This window comes from Brevundimonas sp. P7753 (assembly GCF_013386595.1).
GTDB lineage: Bacteria > Pseudomonadota > Alphaproteobacteria > Caulobacterales > Caulobacteraceae > Brevundimonas > Brevundimonas bullata.
This window is the reverse complement of record NZ_JACARP010000014.1, coordinates 29340-50082: the sequence shown is the minus strand read 5'-3', so window position 1 is coordinate 50082 and position 20743 is coordinate 29340. Positions and strand designations below refer to the sequence as shown.

Here is a 20743-nt window from a genome sequence, read left to right as displayed (position 1 = left end):
CACGTTTCTTTGACCATCACGAACTAGTCTGTTCGTCAGCCGATTTTTAAATCTTGATGGAACGATTATTACCCGACGCTCGTCGACAACAAGCACGTGGACGCAGACGGTTTATCCGCATCAGGAAACAATCGAAGTCCGCGCCAGGCCGGGCTCGCCGCGCCGCAGCGAGGGGTTTTTCCAGGCGTAGAGCGCCAGTCCAGCCATGACGACGCAGTTCAGGATGAAAGGCGCCGCAGGTGCGAACTCGTAAAGCAGCACGCCGATCACAGGGGTGACGACGATGGCCGCACCCGACAAGCTGGAGACCATGCCCGCCACGAGGCCTTGCTGATCAGGGCGAGCCGCCAGCGAAGAGCCCGCCGTAAAGCCGGGCCGGCAGAAGCTGAAGCCCAGGGTCAACACCACATAGCCAAGCGTCAGAAGCCAGATGTCGCCGGCGAAGACGGTGATCAGATTGCCCGCCAGCGCCAGAACCGCCCCAGCCCGCAACAGTTGTCGCGGCGACATCTTCAGCCCAGGGATCAGGACCCACTGACCCGCCAGGCCCGCCGCCGCGCCCGCCGCCATGGCGATGCCGATATAGCCCTGAGCCTCCGCCGCCGGCAGGGCCATCTCGTCCATGATGACGAAACCCAGGGTATAGACATTGATCGCCTGGGCGCAGGCCGAAAGCAGACCGTACCAGAGATAGGGTCCGATGTTCTTGTCGCGCCAGACTCCGGTTCCCGCCTTGGCGCGGGCTGGCTTGCCGCCCGCCGCGTTCGCCTTCAGCCCCTGCTCGCGCACCGACACGGGCGGACGATCCGACGGAATCATCACCGCCACCGCAATCAGAATCGCCGCCGCGATCAGGGCGAAGATGGTCATGGGTCCAGCCAGACCAAGGAAGCCGAAGACCAGAAGCGGCGACACCGCCGGACCGATGATGGTTCCCATGCCCAGGGCGCCGGCCAGGGCCGACAGGGCAGCCGTCCGATCCTTCTCGGAGGTGCGCTCGGCCACATAGGCCTGGCTGGACGAAGCGGTAGCCGAGCCCAGCAGACCGAACACCCCGCGGATCGCGGCGAAGGCCAGAAAGACCGCCATGGGCGCCAGCAGGGCCTGCAGCCCGGCCCAGACCACCAGGGCGCAGCCCAGCATGGAGAAAACAAAGCCGCCCAGACCCAGCATCATCATCGGCTTGCGCCCCCGCACGTCCGAGACCCTGGCCCAGTACGGCGCGCTGATGGCCCACAGCAGGGCCGACAGCGAGAAGATCGCCGCCACCAGATGATCAGAAATGCCGATGGCGCGTCCGATAGCGGGCATGACTGAAACCAGGCCCAGGTTGCCCACGGCCATGGCCATCGACACCACGAAGATCAGGGCGAACACGCCTTTGGACAGGGTGGTTTCACCCGTCAGGGGCGCGCCGGGGGTGTTGCGAAGTCTCTGAAGCAAACGGGTCTCCCGCGCGGCGACCTTATGGATGTCGCGGGCGGACCAGGCCGCCGGTCGGGAAAATAGAGCCCAAGCCGACCGCCGCGATAAGGCGCGAAACACGACCAGAGTGTTTCGCCAGCAGCCCTATTTCGGGGGTCGTCCGCATTGTCTTCGGACGCAAACAATCCGTTCCTTTGGGGACCCTTCACCGTCTCCGGCCGGTCTCATAGCGTCGTGACAGGAACCAATCTTCCCTGCTTCACGGAGTGTCACGGCGTGCTGGATAAACGGCTGGATCTGGATGGCTTTGTCGCCAGCCTGCGCGACGGAATGACCATCGGAATCGGGGGTTGGGCCACGCGCCGCAAGCCCATGGCCCTCGTGCGCGCCATCGCGCGTTCTGACCTTAAGGACCTGACCATCGTCGGCTACGGCGGCCCCGACGTCGGGACCTTGGTGGCGTCGGGCAAGGTGAAGAAGCTGATCTTCGGCTTTGTTTCTCTGGATCATTTCCCCTTGGACCCGCATTTCCGCGCCGCACGACAGGCGGGCGCGCTGGAGATCCTGGAACTGGACGAAGGCCTGCTGCACTGGGGCCTGCGGGCCGCAGCCATGCGCCTGCCCTTCCTGCCCGCCAACTTCGGCCTGGCGACGGATATTCCCTCGCAGGGCATCAAGACGATCCGCTCGCCCTATGAGGACGGCCAAACCTTGCTGGCCATGCCGGCGATCAAGCTCGACGCCGCCATTCTGCACGTCCACCGCGCAGATCAGGCGGGCAACACCCTGATCTTCAGCCCCGACCCCTTCTTCGACGACCTGATGGCCCGCGCCGCCGATCAGGTCTTCGTCTCGACCGAACAGGTGGTGACGACCGAGGAGCTGGATCTGCCCGCCAACGCCCGCTTCCATCCGTTCGAGCGCAGCGTCGTCACCGGGGTCATCGATGCCCCGCTGGGCGCCCACCCGACCGGCGCCTCGCCGGACTACGGGATCGATATGGCCCACCTGAAGACCTACGTCGGCGCCACCTCGCCAGAAGACTGGGCCGACTATCGGGCTCGTTTCATCGACGCGACGCCCGACGCCTATCTCGCGGCGGTCGGCGGCGCCGACCACGTCCGCGCCCTGCCCGCGCCGATCTATTGAGGCCCGCCGACATGACCCAAGTTCCCTATACCTTGGCCGAACTGTGCATCGCCGCCGCCGCCGACGCCTGGCGCAACGACGGCGAGGTTCTGGCCACCGGCATCACCCTGATGCCGCGCCTGGCCGCCGGTCTGGCCAAGCTGACCGTCAACCCGGCCCTGATGCTGACCGACGGCGAGAACCACTTCGTCTCGGAACCCGTCCCGGTCGGCCCGCGCAACGGCTATGTGCCCAAGGTCGAGGGCTGGATGCCGTTTGCCCGCACCTTCGACAACCTGTGGGGGGGCAAGCGTCACGCCATGGTCGTGCCGACCCAGATCGACCGCTTTGGCCAGACCAATATTTCGGTCATCGGCGACCACGCCAAACCCAAGGCCGCCCTGCTGGGTGCGCGCGGCTATCCGGGCAACTCGATCAGCCATCCCAACAGCTATTTCGTGCCGACCCACAACACCCGGTCCTTCGTCGGCGGTGAAGTCGATTTCGTCTGCGGCGTCGGCTACAATCCGGCTCGTTGGCCTGATGGGAAAAAACCCGCCGGCCTCGACCTGCGGATGGTCATCACCGACCTGGCCGTGCTGGACTTCAGCGGCGCCAACAAGGCGATGCGGGTGCGATCCCTGCACCCCGGCGTCACCTTCGACGAGGTTCAGGACAAGACCGGCTTCGCCCTGGCGCGGCCCGAGACCATCTCTGAAACCGCAGCGCCGACGTCTGAGCAGCTGTCGATCATCCGCAACCGGCTGGACCCGCACAACCTGCGCGCCACCCTGTTCAAGGGCGACCCCGCCGGCGACCGCCGCCTGCAGGACGCGGCCTGACCATGAGCGACCTGGTCCCCCCGAAAGACGTCGAGATCACCTACGAGACCGAGACGCCCGTCGCCTATGCGGTCGAGGGGCCGGTCGTCTGGATCACCATGGATCGCACCGCGTTCCATAACGCCCAGAACTCGCAGATGACCTATGCGCTGGACGACGCCTTCCGCCGCGCCGTCGATGACGATGCGGTCAAGGTCATCGTCCTCCGCGGGGCCGGCAAGCATTTCTCGGCCGGCCACGACATCGGCACCCCAGGCCGCGACCTGCACAAGAGCTTTGATCGTCGCCATCTGACCTATGACCACGTCAATAAGCCGGGCGCAGAGCTGCTCTATGCCCGCGAGCACGAGGTCTATCTGGGCATGTGCCGACGCTGGCGCGACATCCCCAAGCCGACCATCGCCATGGTTCAGGGGGCCTGCATCGCTGGAGGCCTGATGCTGGCCTGGGTCTGCGATCTGATCGTCGCCTCCGACGACGCCTATTTCCAGGACCCGGTCGTGCGCATGGGCATTCCCGGCGTCGAATACTTCGCCCACGCCTTCGAGATGCACCCGCGCATCGCCAAGGAATTCCTTTTCTTGGGCGAGCGGATGCCCGCCGCCCGCGCCTATGAGCTGGGCATGGTCAACCGCGTGGTCGCCCGCGATCAGTTGGAAGACCAAACCCGCGCCATCGCCGAGAAGATCGCCGTCCTGCCGCGCCTGGGCCTGTCGCTGACCAAGCAGGCGGTGAACCACGTCGAGGATCTGCGCGGCAAGCGCACGGCCATGGACGCCGTCTTCCACATGCACCACTTCGCCCACGCCCAGAACGATCTGGTCAGCGGCAACAGCCTCAGCGGGCTCGACGGCAAGGCCATGGCTGCCGGCAACAGGCGCGCGGACGAGGGCAAGGCATGACCCTCAATACCGAACTGACCGCCCGCCTCGGCTGCCGCTATCCCATCATCCAGACGGCCATGGGCTGGATCGCCACGCCTGAGCTGGTCGCCGCGACGAGTGAGGCGGGCGCCTTCGGCTTCCTCGGCGCGACGGTGATGCGCCCCGACGAACTGCGTCAGGCTATCGCGCAACTGAAGATCCTGACGGCCAAGCCCTTCGGCGTGAACTTCCACATGTTCCAGCCAGGCGCCGCCGAAATCGTCGAGATCATCCTGTCCGAGCGCGCTCAGGTCCGAGCCGTCAGCTTTGGACGCGGTCCCGACAAGGCGATCATCGCCCGCTTCCGCGACGCGGGCATCGTCTGCATCCCCACCGTCGGCGCGCTGAAGCACGCCCGCAAGATGGTCGAACTGGGCTGCGACATGATCACGGTCCAGGGCGGCGAAGGCGGCGGCCACACCGGCTCGGTCGCCACCACCGTCCTGCTGCCTCAGGTTCTGGACGCGGTGAAGGTGCCGGTCGTGGCGGCGGGCGGTTTCAGCGACGGGCGCGGCCTGGCTGCTGCCTTGGCCTATGGCGCCGCCGGAATCGCCATGGGCACACGCTTCCTGATGACGGCCGAAAGCCCGGTGCCCGGTGTCACCAAGGCCCACTACGTCAAGGCCGGCCCCGACGACATCCTGGTTTCGACCAAGGTCGACGGCCTGCCCCAGCGCATGATCCGCAACCGTCGCCTGGCGCGTATCGAGAGCGCCGGTCCGGTGTCGATGTGGCTGCGCGCGCTGGAAAGCGCCCTGATGATGAAGCGGGCGACGGGGGCATCGGTGCCCGAGCTGCTGGCCGCCGCCCGCGCCATGACGAGCCACGGTGGATTGACGCTGGCCCAGGCCATGATGGCCGCTAGCGCCCCCATGCTGATCCGGCGCGCCGTGGTCGAAGGCCAGCCCGACGACGGCCTGATGGCCACAGGCCAGGTGGCGGGACGTCTCGGCGACTTGCCGACCTGCCACGACCTGATCGAACAGATCGTCGCCCAGGGCCGCGCGCGGCTGGAGGCTGTGACCAGTTCCCTCGCCCCCAACCTGACAACAGCGGCCTGACGGGACCCCCATATGCCCATCCGCACCGACATCAACGACCGCATCGGGGAGGTCATCCTCGACCACCCGCCGGTCAATGCGCTGGACTCCACCCTGTGGAACGCCCTGCCGGGGATCATCGCCGAGATCGGCAGCCGCGAAGACGTGCGCTGCGTCCTGATCCGCGCCGAGGGGCGGGGCTTCTGCGGCGGCGTCGACATCAAGGAGATGCAGGCCCATCCCGAGCGGATCGTGGCCCTGAACCGGGGCAACTACCTGACCTTCAAGGCCGTGCGCGACTGCCCGGTGCCGGTCGTGGTGGCCGCCCACGGCTTCGTCATCGGCGGCGGCATCGGCATCTGCGGCGCGGCCGACACAGTCATCGCCTCGGACGACTGCTACTTCTCCCTGCCCGAGATCGACCGGGGCGCCATGGGCGGGGCCTCGCACCTGTCGCGGATGCTGCCCCTGCACACGGTGCGCGCCGCCTTCTTCACCGGCGGCAGGATCACGGCCCAGGACGCCTGGCGTCTGGGCGGGGTCGAGAAGCTGGTCCCGCGCGATCAACTCCACGCCGAGGCCCGCGCCTTCGCCGCCGTCATCGCCTCCAAGAGCCGCACCGCCCTGGTCCTCGCCAAGCAGGCGCTGAACGGGCTGGAACCGCGCGACGTCGACCACGGCTACCGCTTCGAGCAGGGCTTCACCCTGGAAATGTACATGCACGCGGACAGCCAGGCCTCTCGAGACGCCTTCGTCCACGACAACAAGACCGCCCAGTTCTGAAGGTCCCCCCAGTGAACCTGAGTTACACCCCCGAGCAGACCGCTTTCCGGCATGAGGTGCGCGCCTGGATGGCCGGCCATGTGCCCGCTAAGCCCCTGCCCTCGTTCGACACCGCCGAAGGCTTCGAAGCCCACCGCGAGTGGGAACGCACCCTGAGCCGGGGCAATTTCGGCATGGTGACCTGGCCGAAAGCCTATGGCGGCCGGGCGCTGGACCTCGTCCAGTGGCTGATCTTCGAGGAAGAATACTACCGCGCCGGCGCCCCCGGTCGGGTCAATCAGAACGGCATCTTCCTGCTGGGCCCGACCCTGATGGAGTTCGGCACGCCCGAGCAGAAGGCGCGCTTCCTGCCCGCCATGGCCGCTGGCGATGAAATCTGGGCCCAGGCCTGGTCCGAGCCTCAGGCGGGCAGCGACCTGGCCGCCGTGGCCGCCACCGCCGTGATCGACGGCGACGACTATGTCCTGAACGGCCACAAGATCTGGTCGTCGCGCGCCGTCTTCGCCGACTGGGCCTTCGTCCTGGTTCGCACCGAGGCGGGGTCGTCGCGGCACAAGGGCCTGTCCCTGCTGCTGATGGACCTGAAGACGCCCGGCGTGCGCGTCCAGCCTATCCCGCAGATCGACGGCGAGGCGGGCTTCGCCGAAATCTTCCTCGAGAACGCCCGCGTGCCCGTCGCCAACCGGCTGGGCGACGAGGGTCAGGGCTGGCACGTCTGCATGGCCACCGCCGGGTTCGAGCGCGGCCTGATGCTGCGCAGCCCGGCCCGTTATCAGGAGGCCGCGCGCCGACTGGCCGCCCTCTATCGCCGCCATGAAGCCGAGGTCGATCCTGCGCTGGGCCGCGACGTGGCCCAGGCCTGGATGAACGCCGAGGCCTATGCCCTGTCGATCTATTCGACGGCCTGTCGCCTGACGGCGGGCGGCACGATCGGGGCCGAGGCCAGCTGCAACAAGATCTTCTGGTCCGAGATGGACATCGCCCTGCACCAGACGGCCATGGCCATCCTGGGGCCGCGCGCCGAGCTGCTGACGAGCGCGCCCTACGACGAGGAAGCCAGCGACTGGCTGGGCGGATACCTGTTCTCGCTGGCCGGGCCGATCTACGCCGGATCGAACGAGATCCAGCGCAACATCATCGCCGAGCGCCTGCTCGGCCTGCCGAGGGGCTGATCGTGGATTTCGCCTTCTCCGACGAACAACAGGCCATCGCCGAGGTTGTCCACAGCCTGCTGCGGGCCGAATGCACGGGCGCGCACCTGCGCCGCCTGATGGATAGCGGCGACGCGCGCGACGAAGCGCGCTGGCGTCAGATTCTTGACCTGGGTCTGACCGGGATCATGGTCCCCGAAGCCAGGGGCGGCCTGGGTCTGGACGAGACCGACTTCGTCCTGATCGCCCAGGCCTGCGGCCACGCCGCCCTGCCTGAGCCGCTGGTCGAGCTGGCGGGCGTGGTCCTGCCCCTGCTGGCGGCGGTCGATCATCCGCGCGCGACTGAGTGGCTGGACAAGGCGCTGGCGGGCGAGACGACCGTGGCCTTGGGCCACCCGTCCAATCCCTTCATCGCCGACGCCGATAGGGCGGACGCCCTGTTGCTGGTCGATGACGGCGCGCTTCATCTGGTCGAGCGCTCGGCGGTCGAACTGATCGCTCAGCCCAGCATCGATCCCTTCCGTCGCCTGTCGCGCGCAGTCTGGACGCCGTCCGCCGACACCTTGCTCGCTGACGATGCGACGGCGGCCCCCTTGCTGGAAATCGCCTTCGAGCGCGGCGCAATCTTCGCCGCCGCCCAGTGCATCGGTCTGGCGGAACGCAGCGTCGAACTGGCCGTCGACTACGCCAAGGAACGCACCCAGTTCGGTAAGCCCATCGGCGTCAATCAGGCGGTGAAGCACCTGCTGGCTACGGCTCAGGTCAAGATCGAGTTCGCCCGCCCCGTCGTCTTCGCCGCCGCGACCGAGCGCGCCGCCGACAACGCCCTGTCGCGCGCCCGCGCCTCGCACGCCAAACTGGCCGCAACCGAGGCCGCGTCTCTGGCCGCCCGCACCGCCATCCAGGTCCACGGGGCCATGGGCTATTCGTGGGAGGTGGACGTCCAATTCCTGTTGAAGCGCGGCCTGGCGCTGACCGGCGCCTGGGGCGACGAAAGCTTCCACCGCGCGCGGGTCAAGACGCGCGCCCTCTCCTCCCCCGAAATCGACCACAGCTTCGCCTGGGCCGCCCTGAAGGAAGACGCCGCCCATGCCGCATGAGGCCTATATCATCGACGCTGTCCGCACCCCGGTCGGGCGCAAGAAGGGCGGACTGGCTCACGTCCATTCGGCCGATCTGGGCGCCCACGTCCTGTCGGCCCTGATGGCGCGCGTCGGGGTCGATCCCGGCGCCGTCGAGGATGTGGTCTTCGGCTGCTGCGACACCATCGGTTCTCAGGCCGGCGACATCGCCCGTTCCTGCTGGCTGGCGGCGGGTCTGCCCGAACACGTTCCCGGCGTGACCATCGACCGCCAGTGCGGATCGGCCCAGCAGGCGGTGCATTTCGCGGCCCAGGGCGTGCTGAGCGGCACCCAGGATCTGGTCGTCGCCGGCGGCGTGCAGAACATGAACGCCATCCCGATCTCGGCGGCCATGGTGGCCGGTCAGGCCTATGGCTTCGCCGACCCCTTCCGCGGCTCGACCGGCTGGCGGGCCCGCTATGGCGATCAAGAGGTCGGCCAGTTCCGCTCGGCCGAAATGATCGCCGACAAATGGAACATCAGCCGCGCCGAGATGGAGCAGTTCGCGCTGGAGAGCCATCAGCGCGCGCTCGACGCCGCCGAGGCCGGACGTTTCGCTGACGAGATCATCCCGCTGGCCGGCGTGACGCGCGACGAGACCCCGCGCCAGACCTCGCTGGAGAAGATGGCGACGCTGCCGCCGCTGACGCCCGGCGGCCGCATCACCGCCGCCGTGGCCAGCCAGACCGCCGACGGCGCCGCCGCCCTGCTGATGGCCTCGCCTAAAGCCGTGAAGGATCACGGCCTGAAGCCTCGCGCCCGCATCCACCACATCTCGGTGCGCGGCGATGACCCGATCTGGATGCTGACCGCGCCCATCCCGGCCACCCGCCACGCGCTGGAAAAGACCGGCCTGAGGATCGAGGACATCGACCTTTTCGAGTGCAACGAGGCCTTCGCCTCGGTCGCCTTGGCCTGGATGAAGGAGCTCGGCATTCCACGCGACCGGGTCAACGTCAACGGCGGCGCCATTGCGCTCGGCCACCCGCTGGGGGCCACCGGGGCGCGCATCATGACCACCATGCTCAACGAACTGGAACGCCGCGGCGGCCGCTACGCCCTCCAGACCATGTGCGAGGGCGGCGGTCAGGCCAATGTCACCATCATCGAGCGTCTGTGAGGGAAGCGTCCATGTTCGGTATCTGTGAAGGCCGCGTGGTCATCGTCACCGGCGCGGGCGGAGGTCTCGGCCGGGCCTATGCCCTCGCCCTGGCGGCCGAGGGCGCGAAAGTGGTCGTCAACGACCTGGGCGTTGGAACCCACGGCGAGGCGGGCCAGACCGTCGGCGCGGCTCAGGCCGTGGTCGACCAGATCATCGCGGCGGGCGGCAAGGCCGTCGCCAACACCGACGACGTGACCGAGGTCGAGGGGGGGCAGCGCATGGTCCAGACGGCGCTCGACGCCTTTGGCGACCTGCACGCCGTGGTCAACAACGCCGGCTTCGTGCGCGACCGGATGTTCGTCTCCTGCACGCCCGAGGAATGGGACGCTGTGCTGCGCGTCCACCTGCGCGGCCATTTCTGCGTCAGCCGCGCCGCCGTCGACTACTGGCGCGCCAAGCAGAAGGCGGGGCGCAATCCTGACGCCCGCATCATCAACACCTCGTCCGGCGCGGGCCTTCAGGGGTCGATCGGTCAGAGCGCCTATTCGGCGGCCAAGGGCGGCATCGCCAGCCTGACCCTGGTGCAAGCCGCCGAACTGGGCCGCTATGGGATCACCGCCAACGCCCTCGCCCCGGCGGCGCGCACCCGGATGACCGAGACCGCCTTCGCTGCCGCCATGCAGGCGCCCGAGGACGGTTTCGACGCCAACGATCCCGCCAACGTCGCACCGACCGTCGTCTGGCTGGCCAGCGCCCAGTCCGCCGAGGTGACGGGCCAGGTCTTCGAACTGCAGGGCGGGCGGATCATGCTGTCCGAGGGCTGGCGCAACGGCCCCGGCGTGGATCAGGCCCGCCGCTGGCGTCCGTCCGAGGTCGGCGCCGTCGTCCACGACCTGTTGGCCCAGCGCACCCCGGCGCAAGCCGTCTATGGCGCGGGCTGAGGGCGGGCGGATGAACATCACCCTAAGCGACGAACAACTGGCCATCGCCGAAAGCGCCCGGGCGTTTCTGGACGAACACGGCAGTTCGGCCCGCCTGCGCGCCGCCATCGAATCCGCCGACGGCTGGGACGCTGAACAGTGGCGCGCCATGGCCCAGGAAATGGGCTGGCTGGGCGTCGCTGCGCCGGAACGCTTCGGCGGCAGCGACCTGGGCCTGGTCGAGCTGGCCATCCTGCATGAAGAAGCCGGACGCACCCTGACGGCGGCCCCGCTGTTTCCCACCCTGGGTCTGGCCCTGCCCGCCCTGATGTCGGCGGGCTGCGAAGCGCGCCAGGCCGAGTTCCTGCCCCGGCTAATCGAGGGCGAAATCCGCGCCGCCGTCTGCCTGACCGGCGCCGCTGGTGCGCCCGTCCCCGTCGACGTTTCGATCCGTCTCGAAGCGGACGGCGACGGCTGGACGCTGAACGGAACCGCCGAATACGTCCTGATGGGCCACGCCGCCAATCTGCTGATCGTCATCGCCCGGCTCGAAGGGACGACGGGCTGGGAGGGTCTGAGCCTGCTCGCCCTCGCCGCCGACACGCCGGGGATCAGCGTCGAGCGCCTGACCAGTCTGGACCTAACCCGCCCCTTCAGCCGCGTGCGCTTCGATCAAGTCCGCGTCAGCGACGACGCCCTGCTGGGCGCGCCCGGCCAGGCGGCCTACGCCATCCGCCGAATGCTGGCGGTCGGGACCGTCATGCTGGCCGCCGAGCAGCTGGGCGGGGCCGAGCGGACGCTGGAGATCACCACTGACTACGCCAAGCAACGGGTCCAGTTCGGCCGCGTCATCGGCTCGTTCCAGGCCATCAAGCACAAGCTGGCCGACATGATGATGGCTGTGGAATCCGCCCGTTCGGCCCTCTATTACGCCGTGCGTCTGCTGGACATGCCGGACGAGATGGAAGAGGCCGCCGCCGTCGCCGGGGCCTGCTGTTCCGAGGCCTTCCTGCAATGCGCGGGTGACGCCATCCAGATCCACGGCGGCATCGGCTTCACCTGGGAGCACGACGCCCACCTCTATTTCAAGCGCGCACGCGCCAGCGCCGCCTTGCTGGGCGGCCCGTCCCATCACTATGAGGCCGTCGCCGTCCTGATGGGTCTGGACGACGCCCCGGAACCCACCACATGACGACTCCCCCGCCCTATCCGGTCGCCCGCAACCTGTTGCAGGGCAAGACGGCCGTCATCACCGCCGCCGCCGGGACCGGCATCGGCTTTTCGGTCGCCAAACGCTTCGCCGAGGAAGGCGCGACCCTGCTGATCAGCGACCTGCACGAGCGCCGCCTGAACGAGGCCGCCGACGCCATCGCGGCCGCCGTCGGCCAGCGCCCGGCCACCCAGTTGTGCAACGTCACCGTCGAAACCGAGGTCCAGGCACTGGCCGCCCGCGCGGTCGAGGTGCTGGGCCGGGTCGACATCCTGGTCAACAACGCCGGGCTGGGCGGCTCGACCGCCGTGGTGGACATGGCCGACGACGAATGGGCCCGCGTCATCGACGTGACCCTGACCAGCGTCTTCCGCATGAGCCGCGCCTTCCTGCCGATCATGTACGCCCAAGGCGCCGGCGCCGTGGTCAACAACGCCTCGGTCCTGGGCTGGCGGGCGCAGAAGCTTCAGGCCCACTACGCCGCCGCCAAGGCCGGGGTCATGGCCTTCACCCGCTGTTCGGCGCTGGAAGCCGCCGAGCATGGCGTGCGCATCAACGCCGTCGCCCCCTCCATCGCCATGCACGCCTTCCTGGCCAAGGTAACGACGCCGGAACTGCTGCAGTCGCTGGCCGCGCAGGAGGCCTTTGGCCGTCCCGCCGAGGTCTGGGAAGTGGCCAACGCCATGCTGTTTCTGGCCTCGGACCTGTCGTCCTACATGACCGGCGAAGTGCTGTCGGTCTCGAGCCAGCGGGCCTGAGCCGGATGCGCGTCTTTGAGACCCCACAGGCCATGCTGGGCCTGAGCGACGAAGCGCTCGGCGTCAGCGACTGGGTCGAGATCGATCAGGACCGGATCGACGGCTTCGCCCACGTCACCGGCGACGACCAGTGGATCCACGTCGATCCCGAGCGGGCCAGGACCGGCCCCTTCGGCGCCACCATCGCCCACGGCTATCTGACCGTGTCGCTGGCCAATCTCTTCCTGCCGCAGATCATCGAGGTGCGCGGGTTTTCGGTGGGGGTGAACGTCGGCTGCGACAACATCCGCTTCCTCGCTCCGGTCCGGGTCGGATCGCGTCTGCGCGGCTCGGGCGTCCTGCTGCACGTCGAGGAAGCCAAGGCCGGATCGGTCCAGGCGACCGTCCGCATCACCATCGAGATCGAGGGCGACGCCAAGCCGGCCTGCGTCCTCGACGCCATCAGCCGCTATTATCCGTAAAGAGATTTCATGCGCCAAGCCGTCATCGTCAGCGCCGCCCGCACCCCGATCGCCAAGGCCTATCGCGGCGCCTTCAACGACACCGAAGCCACGGCCCTGTCCGGCCATGTCGCCGCCGAGGCCGTGCGCCGGGCGGGCGTCGATCCCGCCAGCCTCGAGGACGTCATCGTCGGCTGCGCCGCCCAGCAGGGCACGCAGGGGTACAACATCGGCCGTCTGACCGCCGCCGCCGCCGGCTTTCCCGACAGCGTCTCCGGCATGGCTCTGGACCGGATGTGCGCCTCGGGCCTGATGGCCATCGCCACGGCTTCAAAACAGGTGCGCGACGACGGCATGGAGGTGGTGGTCGCGGGCGGGGTCGAGTCCATCACCCTGACCCAGAACAAGCACAAGAACGCCTATCGCGCCCGCAACGAGAGCGTCCTCGCCCATTCGCCGCATATGTATATGCAGATGATCGAGACCGCCGAACTGGTCGCCGACCGCTATGGGATCAGCCGCGAGGCGCAGGATCAGTACAGCTATCAGAGCCAGCAGCGCACCGCCGCCGCCCAGGCCGCGGGCCGCTTCAACGCTGAACTGGCGCCGCTCACCACGCGCAAGCAGGTCGTGGACAAGGCCACTGGGGCGATCAGCCATGAGACTGTCACCCTGACCGCCGACGAAGGCCCGCGCGCCTCGACCACGCTGGAAAACCTCGCAGCGCTGGAGCCGGTGTTCAAGGACGGCGATGTCATCAAGCAGGGCCGCCACATCACCGCAGGCAACGCTTCGCAGCTGTCGGACGGCGCCGCCGCCGTGGTGCTGATGGAGGCCGCCGCCGCCGAGCGCGCGGGCCTGTCGCCGCTCGGCGCCTGTCTGGGCATGAGCGTCGCCGGCTGCCGCCCCGACGAAATGGGCATAGGCCCGGTCTTCGCCGTGCCCCGGCTGCTGGCCCGCCACGGGCTCAAGGTCTCCGACATCGGCCTGTGGGAGCTGAACGAGGCTTTCGCCTGTCAGGCCCTCTATTGCCGCGACACTCTGGGAATCGACCCGGAACTGTTCAATGTCGACGGCGGGGCCATCGCGGTGGGCCACCCCTTCGGCATGACAGGGGTGCGCACGGCGGCGCACGCCCTGATTGAAGGCAAGCGTCGCGGCGTCAAACACGCCGTGGTGACCATGTGTGTCGGCGGCGGCATGGGCGCCGCCGCCCTGTTCGAGGTGTTCTGATGCCCCAGATTTTCGTGACCCAGCAGGACGGCCGTCAACTGACGCTGGAGGTCCCGTCCGGGCGGCGGCTGATGGAGGCCCTGCGCGACGGCGGCACCACGGTCGAGGGCACCTGCGGCGGCGCCTGTTCGTGCGGCAGCTGCCACGTCTATGTCGACGACGCCTGGCTGGCCAGGCTGACCGAGGTCGAGACCGACGAGCGCGAGATGATCGAGGCTATCGGCGATGTGATCGAGGTCCGCCCCACGTCTCGCCTCGCCTGCCAGATCCAGATGAGCGACGCCCTGGACGGCCTGACCCTGACCATAGCCGAAGCCATCTAGGAGGCTGGGATGAGCCGCAATTACGCGCCCGAACAAGAGGGCTTTCGTCGCCAGGTCGCGGCCTGGCTGGACGAGCAACTGTCCGGCCCCTTCGCCCACCTGCGCGGGCTGAACAACCACGTCGACGCCATTGCCGAACGCCGGGAATGGGAGGCCGCGCTGGGCGAGGCGCGCTACGGCTGCATCGGCTGGCCCGAGGCATGGGGCGGTCGCGGCGCCAGCATCGCGGAACAGGTCATCTTCGCCGAGGAATACGCCCGCGCCAAAGCGCCCTCGCGCATCGGACACATCGGCGTCGAGCTGGCCGGGCCGACCCTTCTGCTGCACGGCACCGAAAAGCAGAAGCAACAGTTCCTGCCCGGCATCGCCTCGGGCGCCGACATCTGGTGCCAGGGCTATTCCGAACCCAACGCGGGGTCGGACCTGTCGAACGTGCGCACCACCGCCTGGCTGAAGGACGGTCGCTGGATCATCAACGGCCAGAAGGTCTGGACCTCGATGGCCCAGTTCTCGGACTGGGTCTTCGTCATCTGCCGCGCCGATTCCGGTACGCGCGGGGCCAGCGGCCTGGCCTATCTGCTGGTGCCGATGGATCAGCCCGGCGTCACCGTCCGCCCCATCCGCCAGATGACCGGCGAGGCCGAGTTCAACGAGGTCTTCTTTGACAACGCCGAGACGGCGGCCGAGAACATCGTCGGCCAGCCGGGCGAGGGCTGGAAGGTCGCCATGGCCACCCTGGCCTTCGAGCGCGGCGTCTCGACCCTGGGCCAGCAGATGCATTTCAGGAACGAGCTGGAAGAGCTGGTCGCCCTCGCAAAAACCAATGGCGCGGCGCGCTCGCCCCTGATCCGCCAGCGCCTGGCCAAGGCCCATGTCGGCCTGACCGTCATGCGCGCCAGCGCCCTGAGGATGCTGGCCAATCAGGACCCGCTGACCCCGACCTCGGGCGCCTATACCTACAAGCTCTACTGGGCGCTGTGGCATCGCTCGCTGGGCGAACTGGCCATGGATGTTCAGGGTCTGTCCGGCCAGATCGGCACGGGTGAAGCCGATTTCAACGCCCTGACCCACATGCATCTGATGTCGCGCGCCGAGACCATCTACGCCGGCACCAACCAGATCCAGCGCAACATCATCGCCGAACGCGCCCTGGGCCTGCCCCGCGAAGCGCGCGGCGCCCTGCACGCCTGACAAAAAAGGGCCTCTCCGCGAAGGAGAGGCCCAGTTCGCCGGTCCTGGCCGGAGTCTAGACCAGGTCGAGGAAGGAAGGTCGCTCGCCGCCGCCGTCGACCGACAGTCGGGCGCCGCTGACGTAGGAGGCCAGGGGCGAGGACAGATACAGAACCGCATTGGCGATATCGCGCCCGACGCCCATCCGCTTCAGCGGCAGGGCCTCGGCGATGGCGGCGTGGCCGGCGCCATAGTGATCCGCAGCGCCCTCGGTGGCGATCAGGCCAACGATCACGGCGTTGACGCGGATCTTGGGACCCCACTCCATCGCCAGGCTCTGCGTGAGGTTGATCAGCCCCGCCTTGGCCGCGCCATAGATGGCCGTCCCCGGCGAAGGCCGCACGCCGGAAACGCTGCAGATATTGACGATGGAGCCGCCGTTCGGCTGAGCCTGCATATGCCGCCAGGCGGCCTGCGAGACGTGCAGGGGCGCCATCAGGTTCAGCGCCACGATGGCGTCGCTGAAGCGCGGCGAAGCGGTCGAGGCCTCGGCCATGGGCGAGCCGCCGGCGTTGTTGACGACGATGTCCAGCCGTCCGTGGCGCTCGACCACGCCATCGACCAGGGTCCGGACCTGATCGGCGACGCGCACGTCGCAGGGTACGAACTCGGCTGTCCGTCCATCGTGTGTCGGCAAGGTCTCGGGCGCGTTGCGACCGCAGACGACGACGCGACATCCCGCCTCCAGCAGAGCCTCTGAGATGGACTTGCCGATGCCCTTGGCCCCGCCTGTGACCAGAGCCACCTGCCCGGTCAGATCGACCGTGACCGAACCCTCACCCGACATGGCGCAGGCCTTCGTCGGAAGGCATGGCGGCCAGCAGGAACTTCTGCACCTTGCCCGCGGGATTTACGGGCAGGGCGTCGATGAAGGCGAACAGGCGCGGGACCTTGTAGTTGGCCATGTTGGCGCGGCACCACTGGCGGATTTCCTCGGCGTTGGCCTCGGCGCCAGACCTCAGGACGATGAAGGCCTTGCCGATCTCGCCCATGCGCTCGTCGGGCGTGCCGATCACCGCCACCTGGGCGATGGCCGGGTGGGCCGACAGGATGCGTTCGATCTCGGCCGGATAGCAGTTGAAGCCGCCGGTGATGAACATGTCCTTCATCCGGTCCGTGACCCGCAGATAGCCGTCGGCGTCGAAACAGCCGATGTCGCCGGTGTGCAGCCAGCCGTCGGCGTCCACGGCCTCGGCGGTCGCGTGCGGGTCCTCGAAATAGCCGGCCATGACGTTGAAGCCGCGCACCCAGATCTCGCCCTCGCGCCCGGTCGCGACCGGCTCGCCGAGACGATCGACGCACATCACCTCGACGCCGGGAATAGGCTTGCCGCAGCTGTTGGCGATGCGTTCCACGCCGTCGCCCATCTGGCTCATCGTCACCATGCCCGAGCTCTCGGTCAGGCCATAGGCGGTCAGGACGTTGCGGATGCCCAATTCGTCCTGCATCCGCTGCACCAGCGACGGCGCGACCGAAGCGGCCCCCGTCACGGCGACGCGGATCGAGGACAGGGTCACGCCCGTCTCGGCGCTGCTGGCCAGCATCTGCTGGAAGATGGTCGGCGGTCCGGGCAGGACGGTGATGCCCTCGGCCTCGATCAGCTCGACCACCCGCGCGGGATCAAAGGTCGCCGTCGGATAAGCCGTCGCCCCCTTCAGCAGGCAGGCCAGCCAGCCGGCCTTGTAGCCGAAGGTGTGGAAGAAGGGATTGACGATGAGATAGCGGTCGCCCTCGCCCAACCCGGCGCAGTCGGCCCACGAGGTGAAGGCCTGAACGCTCTGAGCATGGCCGCTGACCACGCCCTTGGGATGGCCGGTCGTGCCTGAGGTGAACAAGATGTCGGCGGGGTCTTCACCCTTGACCGCCAGCATGGCGGTGCGGGCGCGGTCGAAATCCTGGCCAGTCGCCGCGAAGGCGTTCCAGTCCCCGTCCAGCGTCAGCGTCCGCTCAAGATGCGGCAGGTCCAGCCCGTCCAGCAGGGTACGGTAGTCCTGTCCCAAAAAGTCGCCGACCGTCAGCAGGATACGGGCGCGGGTCTTGTTGAGGATATATTGCGCCTCCAGCCCCTTCAGCCGGGTGTTCATGGTCACGACCACCCCGCCGGCCGACTGGACCGACAGGCAGGCGACGATCCATTCCGCGCTGTTCGGCGCCCAGATGGCGACGCGGTCTCCGGGGTTGAGGTCCGTCTCGATCAGGGCCGCCGCGCCTTGCAGCACGCGCTGCTCCAGTTGGGCGAAGGTCAGGCGTTCATCATCGACGATGGCCAGGGCCTCGCCGAAGCGGGCGGCGGCGGCGATCACCGCCTGAGGCAGGGTGGCGACGCTCATGGCTTCTTCTTCTCGTGCCATTCGCCCATCTCGATCATGGCGTTGCGATAGGGCTTGCGGGCCATGAAGAACATCAGCGCCACCAGGGGGCCGATGATGGCCGGCAGGATGGCCAGCGAGTAGCGCAGCGCATTGTCGTCATGGAAAACGAACTGGGTAACGGCGGCGATGACGCTGGAGCCCAGGGCCATGCCGATGGTGGTCACGCACATCAGCATCAAGGCCGTCATCTGACCGCGCAGGCGGCTGGGGGTGATGTCCTGCAACGAGGCCAAAGCGACGCTGTTGGTGCCTTGGCCGATGAAGGTGGCGATCCCCATCAACAGCAGGGCCCCGCCCGCCGTCGGCATCAGCGGCCCGACTACCAGAGGCGCGACCTTTACCAGCGTCACCCAGATCATGATGTTCAGATTGGCGCCCGGATGTCCCCGGCGCATGAAGAAGCCCGAGAACCAGCCGCCGGTCAGATTGCCCAGACCGCCGCAGACGATCATCAGGATGCCGAAGGAATAGCCCGCCTCGGTGGCGCTCATCCCATAGGTGCGGATCAGGAAGGTCGGGTACCAGATGGCCGTGCCGATCGCGAGCATCCCCAACAGGGAGACCGAGCCGATCAGCGAGGAATAGACCTTCCAGCGACGGGCGAGGAAGGCCCCGGTTTCACGCAGGGTCAGGCGCTCGACGCCGATCACCGCCGTCGGCGATGCATGGCGTTTAGGCTCGCGGATCATGGCGACAAGACCGGCGACCAGCAGGCCCGGCAGGCCGACGATGAAGAAGACCATCTGCCAGGGCTGAACCAGGCCGATGATCGGCACGACCACCGCGCCGTGCGCCTTGGCCAGTTGCAATACATATGCGCCGATGACCAGGGCCAGCCCGCCGCCGACCGGATAGCCCAGGGCGAAAACGCTGATGGCGAAGGCGCGGCGCTTGGGCTCGAAATAGTCGCTGATCAGCGAATAGGCGGTCGGGCCGAGAGTGGATTCCCCGATGCCCACCGCCACCCGCGCGCCGAACAGATGACCAAAGGTCCGCGACAGACCGCTGGCCGCCGTGGCCAGACACCACAGGACGATGCCGCCGGCCAGAAGCTTGCCGCGATTGCGGCCGTTGTCGACGATGCGCCCGATCGGCACGGCGGCGACCGCGACCAGAAGCACGGTGGCGAAGCCCTGGACCAGACTGATCTGGAAGTCGTCCAGCTTCAGATCCTGGCGGATGTCCGACACCATCAGGGTCATGACCCGAGAGTCGATCGCCGAGATCGTGTAGCAGACGAACAGCAGGATCACGACCGCCCAGGCATAGGCGTTCGACGGCTGTTTCTCGACACTGGCTGCAGGTTCGCCAGCCTTCATCGCCGGCTCGTCATCGGGGATCACCCGGGTTACTGGCGCATCATCCAGGACGGTCATCGATGATCTTTCTCAGGGATGAAAAGGGCGACGGAAGCGATCCGATCACTCGACTATATTCAGCGGCGCCATCGGGATAAGTCCGCCTGAACGACGGCTTTGTTTCCCATCACGAACACTCGGCTCACCGTTCGATCTGGCCCAGGTTGGCGTGCAGAACGGCCCCGTTCAGGGCCGGACTGTCGGCGCAGACGCGGATCAGCTCGGCGATCTCCTCGGGCTTCAGCAGGCGACCCGCCGTCACCATGCCGGTGATCGCCTCCACCGCGTCGCCCACGTGGGCGCGCAGCATTTCCGTGTCGGTGAAGCCGGGGCAGATGCAGGCGGTGTGGAGGCCGCTGCCCGCCAGATCCTGACAGGTCGCCCGCATCAGGCCGATCATCCCATGCTTGCTGGCGACATAGGAAGCCGCGCCCGCCACCGCCTTTTCCGCCAGGGTCGAGCCGACATAGAGGATAGAGGAGCCTGGCTTCATCCCCGGGATCAGAGCCTGGTTCAGCGCCTGGGGCGCCGCCAGATTGGCGCTGAGCACGGCCAGAAGATCGCGGGGCGACAAGGTGGCGACGGTGTCATGCCGATGGATGGCGGCGTTGTGGATCAGGACCGTCTGGTCCCAGTCAGCGACGCGCTGAACCAGGGCCTCGGCCCCGCGCTCGACCGAGCCCAGGTCAGTGATGTCGGCGGCCAGATGTTCGATCTCCGCAGTCGGCGGCGCTGATCGCGACAGGCTGATCACTTCATAACCGAGGCTCTGGAACAGCCGCGCCGTGGCCAGACCGATGCCGCGGCTGCCGCCGGTCACGACGACGCCGCGCCTCATGCCCCGACGCTCCGCCAGCGGCACTGGGCCGACTGGCCGGGACCGGACGAAACCTCCAGCGCGATCTCGGTTACGCCCCAGCGCGCCGACCAGGCCTCCTGCGCCACCAGCCGGTTCAGCAGATAGGCGGCCAGTTCCTCGACCGTCGTATTGCGGATCGGCAGCAGGCGCACGTCGTCGGCGGGCAGACGGAACTCGTCCTCGCCGAAGACGACGACGACGCTGCGCCCGACCGTGCTGACGGCCAGCGAGGGCGCCAGCGTCGGGATCAGGACATACTCGTCCAGCTCCTCGCACAAGACTCGAAGTACGCGTTTGATGATGTTGTAATCAAACGCCATTCCATGCGCGGTCACACGCGTCGAGATGATCGCGGCGACATTGAAATTGTGGCCGTGCAGCCGTTCCCGCGCGCCATCGGCGAACAGAGTGAAGTGGCCGGCGGAGAACTTGATGTCCTCCTTGTCGATCCGGATCGAGCACTGCTGGATCGGAATCGGCGCGGGCTCGTGCGCGCGCCTTTCCGATCCCATCACCATTCCCATC

21 protein-coding genes are annotated in these 20743 nt (G+C 68.0%); 15 read left to right on the top strand and 6 right to left on the bottom strand.

Translation table 11 applies throughout. The features are described 5' to 3' along the window. Positions 1-120: 120 nt before the first annotated feature. Positions 121-1443 (bottom strand): MFS transporter, encoded by a 1323-nt coding sequence (locus HX774_RS03360; RefSeq protein WP_218650245.1) that lies wholly within the window; start codon positions 1441-1443, stop codon positions 121-123. 258 nt (positions 1444-1701) lie between these two features. Between HX774_RS03360 and HX774_RS03355 the strand changes: the two genes are divergently transcribed. From HX774_RS03355 to HX774_RS03285, 15 genes are read left to right on the top strand one after another with little or no spacing between them, the layout of a single operon-like run. Continuing rightward, the gene (locus HX774_RS03355) at positions 1702-2574 is read left to right on the top strand and encodes a CoA transferase subunit A (RefSeq protein ID WP_178824211.1); all 873 of its coding nucleotides are present in this window, start codon (positions 1702-1704) and stop codon (positions 2572-2574) included. 11 nt (positions 2575-2585) lie between these two features. Then, positions 2586-3395: a CoA-transferase subunit beta gene (locus tag HX774_RS03350; RefSeq protein ID WP_178824209.1), complete on the top strand. Its 810-nt coding sequence runs from the start codon at positions 2586-2588 to the stop codon at positions 3393-3395. Positions 3396-3397: 2 nt separating this feature from the next. Next, the gene (locus HX774_RS03345; RefSeq protein ID WP_178824207.1) at positions 3398-4297 is read left to right on the top strand and encodes an enoyl-CoA hydratase; all 900 of its coding nucleotides are present in this window, start codon (positions 3398-3400) and stop codon (positions 4295-4297) included. After that, entirely contained in the window at positions 4294-5379 is a 1086-nt protein-coding gene (locus tag HX774_RS03340; RefSeq protein ID WP_178824205.1) for a nitronate monooxygenase family protein, read from the top strand. Before HX774_RS03345 ends, HX774_RS03340 begins: the two co-directional genes overlap by 4 nt. Before the next feature lie 12 nt (positions 5380-5391). Next, positions 5392-6141, top strand: a complete 750-nt coding sequence (locus tag HX774_RS03335) for an enoyl-CoA hydratase family protein (protein ID WP_178824203.1) — start codon at positions 5392-5394, stop codon at positions 6139-6141. 11 nt (positions 6142-6152) lie between these two features. Then, complete coding sequence (locus tag HX774_RS03330; protein WP_178824201.1) at positions 6153-7313, top strand: acyl-CoA dehydrogenase family protein; 1161 nt, start codon at positions 6153-6155, stop codon at positions 7311-7313. 2 nt (positions 7314-7315) lie between these two features. Beyond that, positions 7316-8392, top strand: a complete 1077-nt coding sequence (locus HX774_RS03325; protein WP_178824199.1) for an acyl-CoA dehydrogenase family protein — start codon at positions 7316-7318, stop codon at positions 8390-8392. Next, entirely contained in the window at positions 8382-9533 is a 1152-nt protein-coding gene (locus HX774_RS03320; protein ID WP_178824197.1) for an acetyl-CoA C-acetyltransferase, read from the top strand. The genes HX774_RS03325 and HX774_RS03320 overlap by 11 nt, the downstream gene beginning before the upstream one ends. 11 nt (positions 9534-9544) lie before the next feature. Next, positions 9545-10456: an SDR family oxidoreductase gene (locus HX774_RS03315; protein WP_178824195.1), complete on the top strand. Its 912-nt coding sequence runs from the start codon at positions 9545-9547 to the stop codon at positions 10454-10456. 10 nt (positions 10457-10466) lie between these two features. After that, positions 10467-11627 (top strand): acyl-CoA dehydrogenase family protein, encoded by a 1161-nt coding sequence (locus tag HX774_RS03310; protein ID WP_178824193.1) that lies wholly within the window; start codon positions 10467-10469, stop codon positions 11625-11627. Next, the gene (locus HX774_RS03305; RefSeq protein WP_178824191.1) at positions 11624-12403 is read left to right on the top strand and encodes an SDR family oxidoreductase; all 780 of its coding nucleotides are present in this window, start codon (positions 11624-11626) and stop codon (positions 12401-12403) included. Before HX774_RS03310 ends, HX774_RS03305 begins: the two co-directional genes overlap by 4 nt. A 5-nt stretch (positions 12404-12408) precedes the next feature. After that, a complete protein-coding gene (locus HX774_RS03300; RefSeq protein ID WP_178824190.1) occupies positions 12409-12864 on the top strand; it encodes a MaoC family dehydratase in 456 nt (151 codons plus the stop codon). A 9-nt stretch (positions 12865-12873) separates the two neighbouring features. Next, positions 12874-14076, top strand: a complete 1203-nt coding sequence (locus HX774_RS03295; protein WP_178824188.1) for an acetyl-CoA C-acyltransferase — start codon at positions 12874-12876, stop codon at positions 14074-14076. Then, complete coding sequence (locus tag HX774_RS03290) at positions 14076-14399, top strand: 2Fe-2S iron-sulfur cluster-binding protein (protein ID WP_178824186.1); 324 nt, start codon at positions 14076-14078, stop codon at positions 14397-14399. The genes HX774_RS03295 and HX774_RS03290 overlap by 1 nt, the downstream gene beginning before the upstream one ends. A gap of 9 nt (positions 14400-14408) precedes the next feature. Then, the gene (locus HX774_RS03285) at positions 14409-15590 is read left to right on the top strand and encodes an acyl-CoA dehydrogenase family protein (protein WP_178824184.1); all 1182 of its coding nucleotides are present in this window, start codon (positions 14409-14411) and stop codon (positions 15588-15590) included. A 55-nt stretch (positions 15591-15645) separates the two neighbouring features. Here HX774_RS03285 and HX774_RS03280 read toward each other — a convergent pair whose 3' ends face one another. From HX774_RS03280 to HX774_RS03260, 5 genes are all read right to left on the bottom strand, one after another. Further along, entirely contained in the window at positions 15646-16416 is a 771-nt protein-coding gene (locus tag HX774_RS03280; RefSeq protein WP_178824182.1) for an SDR family oxidoreductase, read from the bottom strand. Then, positions 16406-17959, bottom strand: a complete 1554-nt coding sequence (locus tag HX774_RS03275) for a FadD3 family acyl-CoA ligase (RefSeq protein ID WP_218650244.1) — start codon at positions 17957-17959, stop codon at positions 16406-16408. The genes HX774_RS03280 and HX774_RS03275 overlap by 11 nt, the downstream gene beginning before the upstream one ends. Next, positions 17956-19377, bottom strand: a complete 1422-nt coding sequence (locus HX774_RS03270; RefSeq protein WP_218650243.1) for an MFS transporter — start codon at positions 19375-19377, stop codon at positions 17956-17958. The genes HX774_RS03275 and HX774_RS03270 overlap by 4 nt, the downstream gene beginning before the upstream one ends. Before the next feature lie 124 nt (positions 19378-19501). Continuing rightward, the gene (locus HX774_RS03265; protein WP_178824178.1) at positions 19502-20197 is read right to left on the bottom strand and encodes an SDR family NAD(P)-dependent oxidoreductase; all 696 of its coding nucleotides are present in this window, start codon (positions 20195-20197) and stop codon (positions 19502-19504) included. After that, positions 20194-20730 (bottom strand): 6-carboxytetrahydropterin synthase, encoded by a 537-nt coding sequence (locus tag HX774_RS03260; RefSeq protein WP_218650242.1) that lies wholly within the window; start codon positions 20728-20730, stop codon positions 20194-20196. Before HX774_RS03260 ends, HX774_RS03265 begins: the two co-directional genes overlap by 4 nt. Positions 20731-20743: the final 13 nt, after the last annotated feature.

Excerpts from the sequence above, each read along its gene's own strand:
- HX774_RS03285 (WP_178824184.1), top strand. The coding sequence starts at position 14,409 with ATGAGCCGCAATTACGCGCCCGAACAAGAGGGCTTTCGTCGCCAGGTC.
- HX774_RS03340 (WP_178824205.1), top strand. The coding sequence starts at position 4,294 with ATGACCCTCAATACCGAACTGACCGCCCGCCTCGGCTGCCGCTATCCC.
- HX774_RS03295 (WP_178824188.1), top strand. The coding sequence starts at position 12,874 with ATGCGCCAAGCCGTCATCGTCAGCGCCGCCCGCACCCCGATCGCCAAG.
- HX774_RS03310 (WP_178824193.1), top strand. The coding sequence starts at position 10,467 with ATGAACATCACCCTAAGCGACGAACAACTGGCCATCGCCGAAAGCGCC.
- HX774_RS03265 (WP_178824178.1), bottom strand. The coding sequence starts at position 20,197 with ATGAGGCGCGGCGTCGTCGTGACCGGCGGCAGCCGCGGCATCGGTCTG.
- HX774_RS03320 (WP_178824197.1), top strand. The coding sequence starts at position 8,382 with ATGCCGCATGAGGCCTATATCATCGACGCTGTCCGCACCCCGGTCGGG.
- HX774_RS03335 (WP_178824203.1), top strand. The coding sequence starts at position 5,392 with ATGCCCATCCGCACCGACATCAACGACCGCATCGGGGAGGTCATCCTC.
- HX774_RS03275 (WP_218650244.1), bottom strand. The coding sequence starts at position 17,959 with ATGAGCGTCGCCACCCTGCCTCAGGCGGTGATCGCCGCCGCCGCCCGC.
- HX774_RS03290 (WP_178824186.1), top strand. The coding sequence starts at position 14,076 with ATGCCCCAGATTTTCGTGACCCAGCAGGACGGCCGTCAACTGACGCTG.
- HX774_RS03300 (WP_178824190.1), top strand. The coding sequence starts at position 12,409 with ATGCGCGTCTTTGAGACCCCACAGGCCATGCTGGGCCTGAGCGACGAA.
- HX774_RS03305 (WP_178824191.1), top strand. The coding sequence starts at position 11,624 with ATGACGACTCCCCCGCCCTATCCGGTCGCCCGCAACCTGTTGCAGGGC.
- HX774_RS03350 (WP_178824209.1), top strand. The coding sequence starts at position 2,586 with ATGACCCAAGTTCCCTATACCTTGGCCGAACTGTGCATCGCCGCCGCC.
- HX774_RS03260 (WP_218650242.1), bottom strand. The coding sequence starts at position 20,730 with ATGGGATCGGAAAGGCGCGCGCACGAGCCCGCGCCGATTCCGATCCAG.
- HX774_RS03345 (WP_178824207.1), top strand. The coding sequence starts at position 3,398 with ATGAGCGACCTGGTCCCCCCGAAAGACGTCGAGATCACCTACGAGACC.
- HX774_RS03270 (WP_218650243.1), bottom strand. The coding sequence starts at position 19,377 with ATGACCGTCCTGGATGATGCGCCAGTAACCCGGGTGATCCCCGATGAC.
- HX774_RS03315 (WP_178824195.1), top strand. The coding sequence starts at position 9,545 with ATGTTCGGTATCTGTGAAGGCCGCGTGGTCATCGTCACCGGCGCGGGC.
- HX774_RS03280 (WP_178824182.1), bottom strand. The coding sequence starts at position 16,416 with ATGTCGGGTGAGGGTTCGGTCACGGTCGATCTGACCGGGCAGGTGGCT.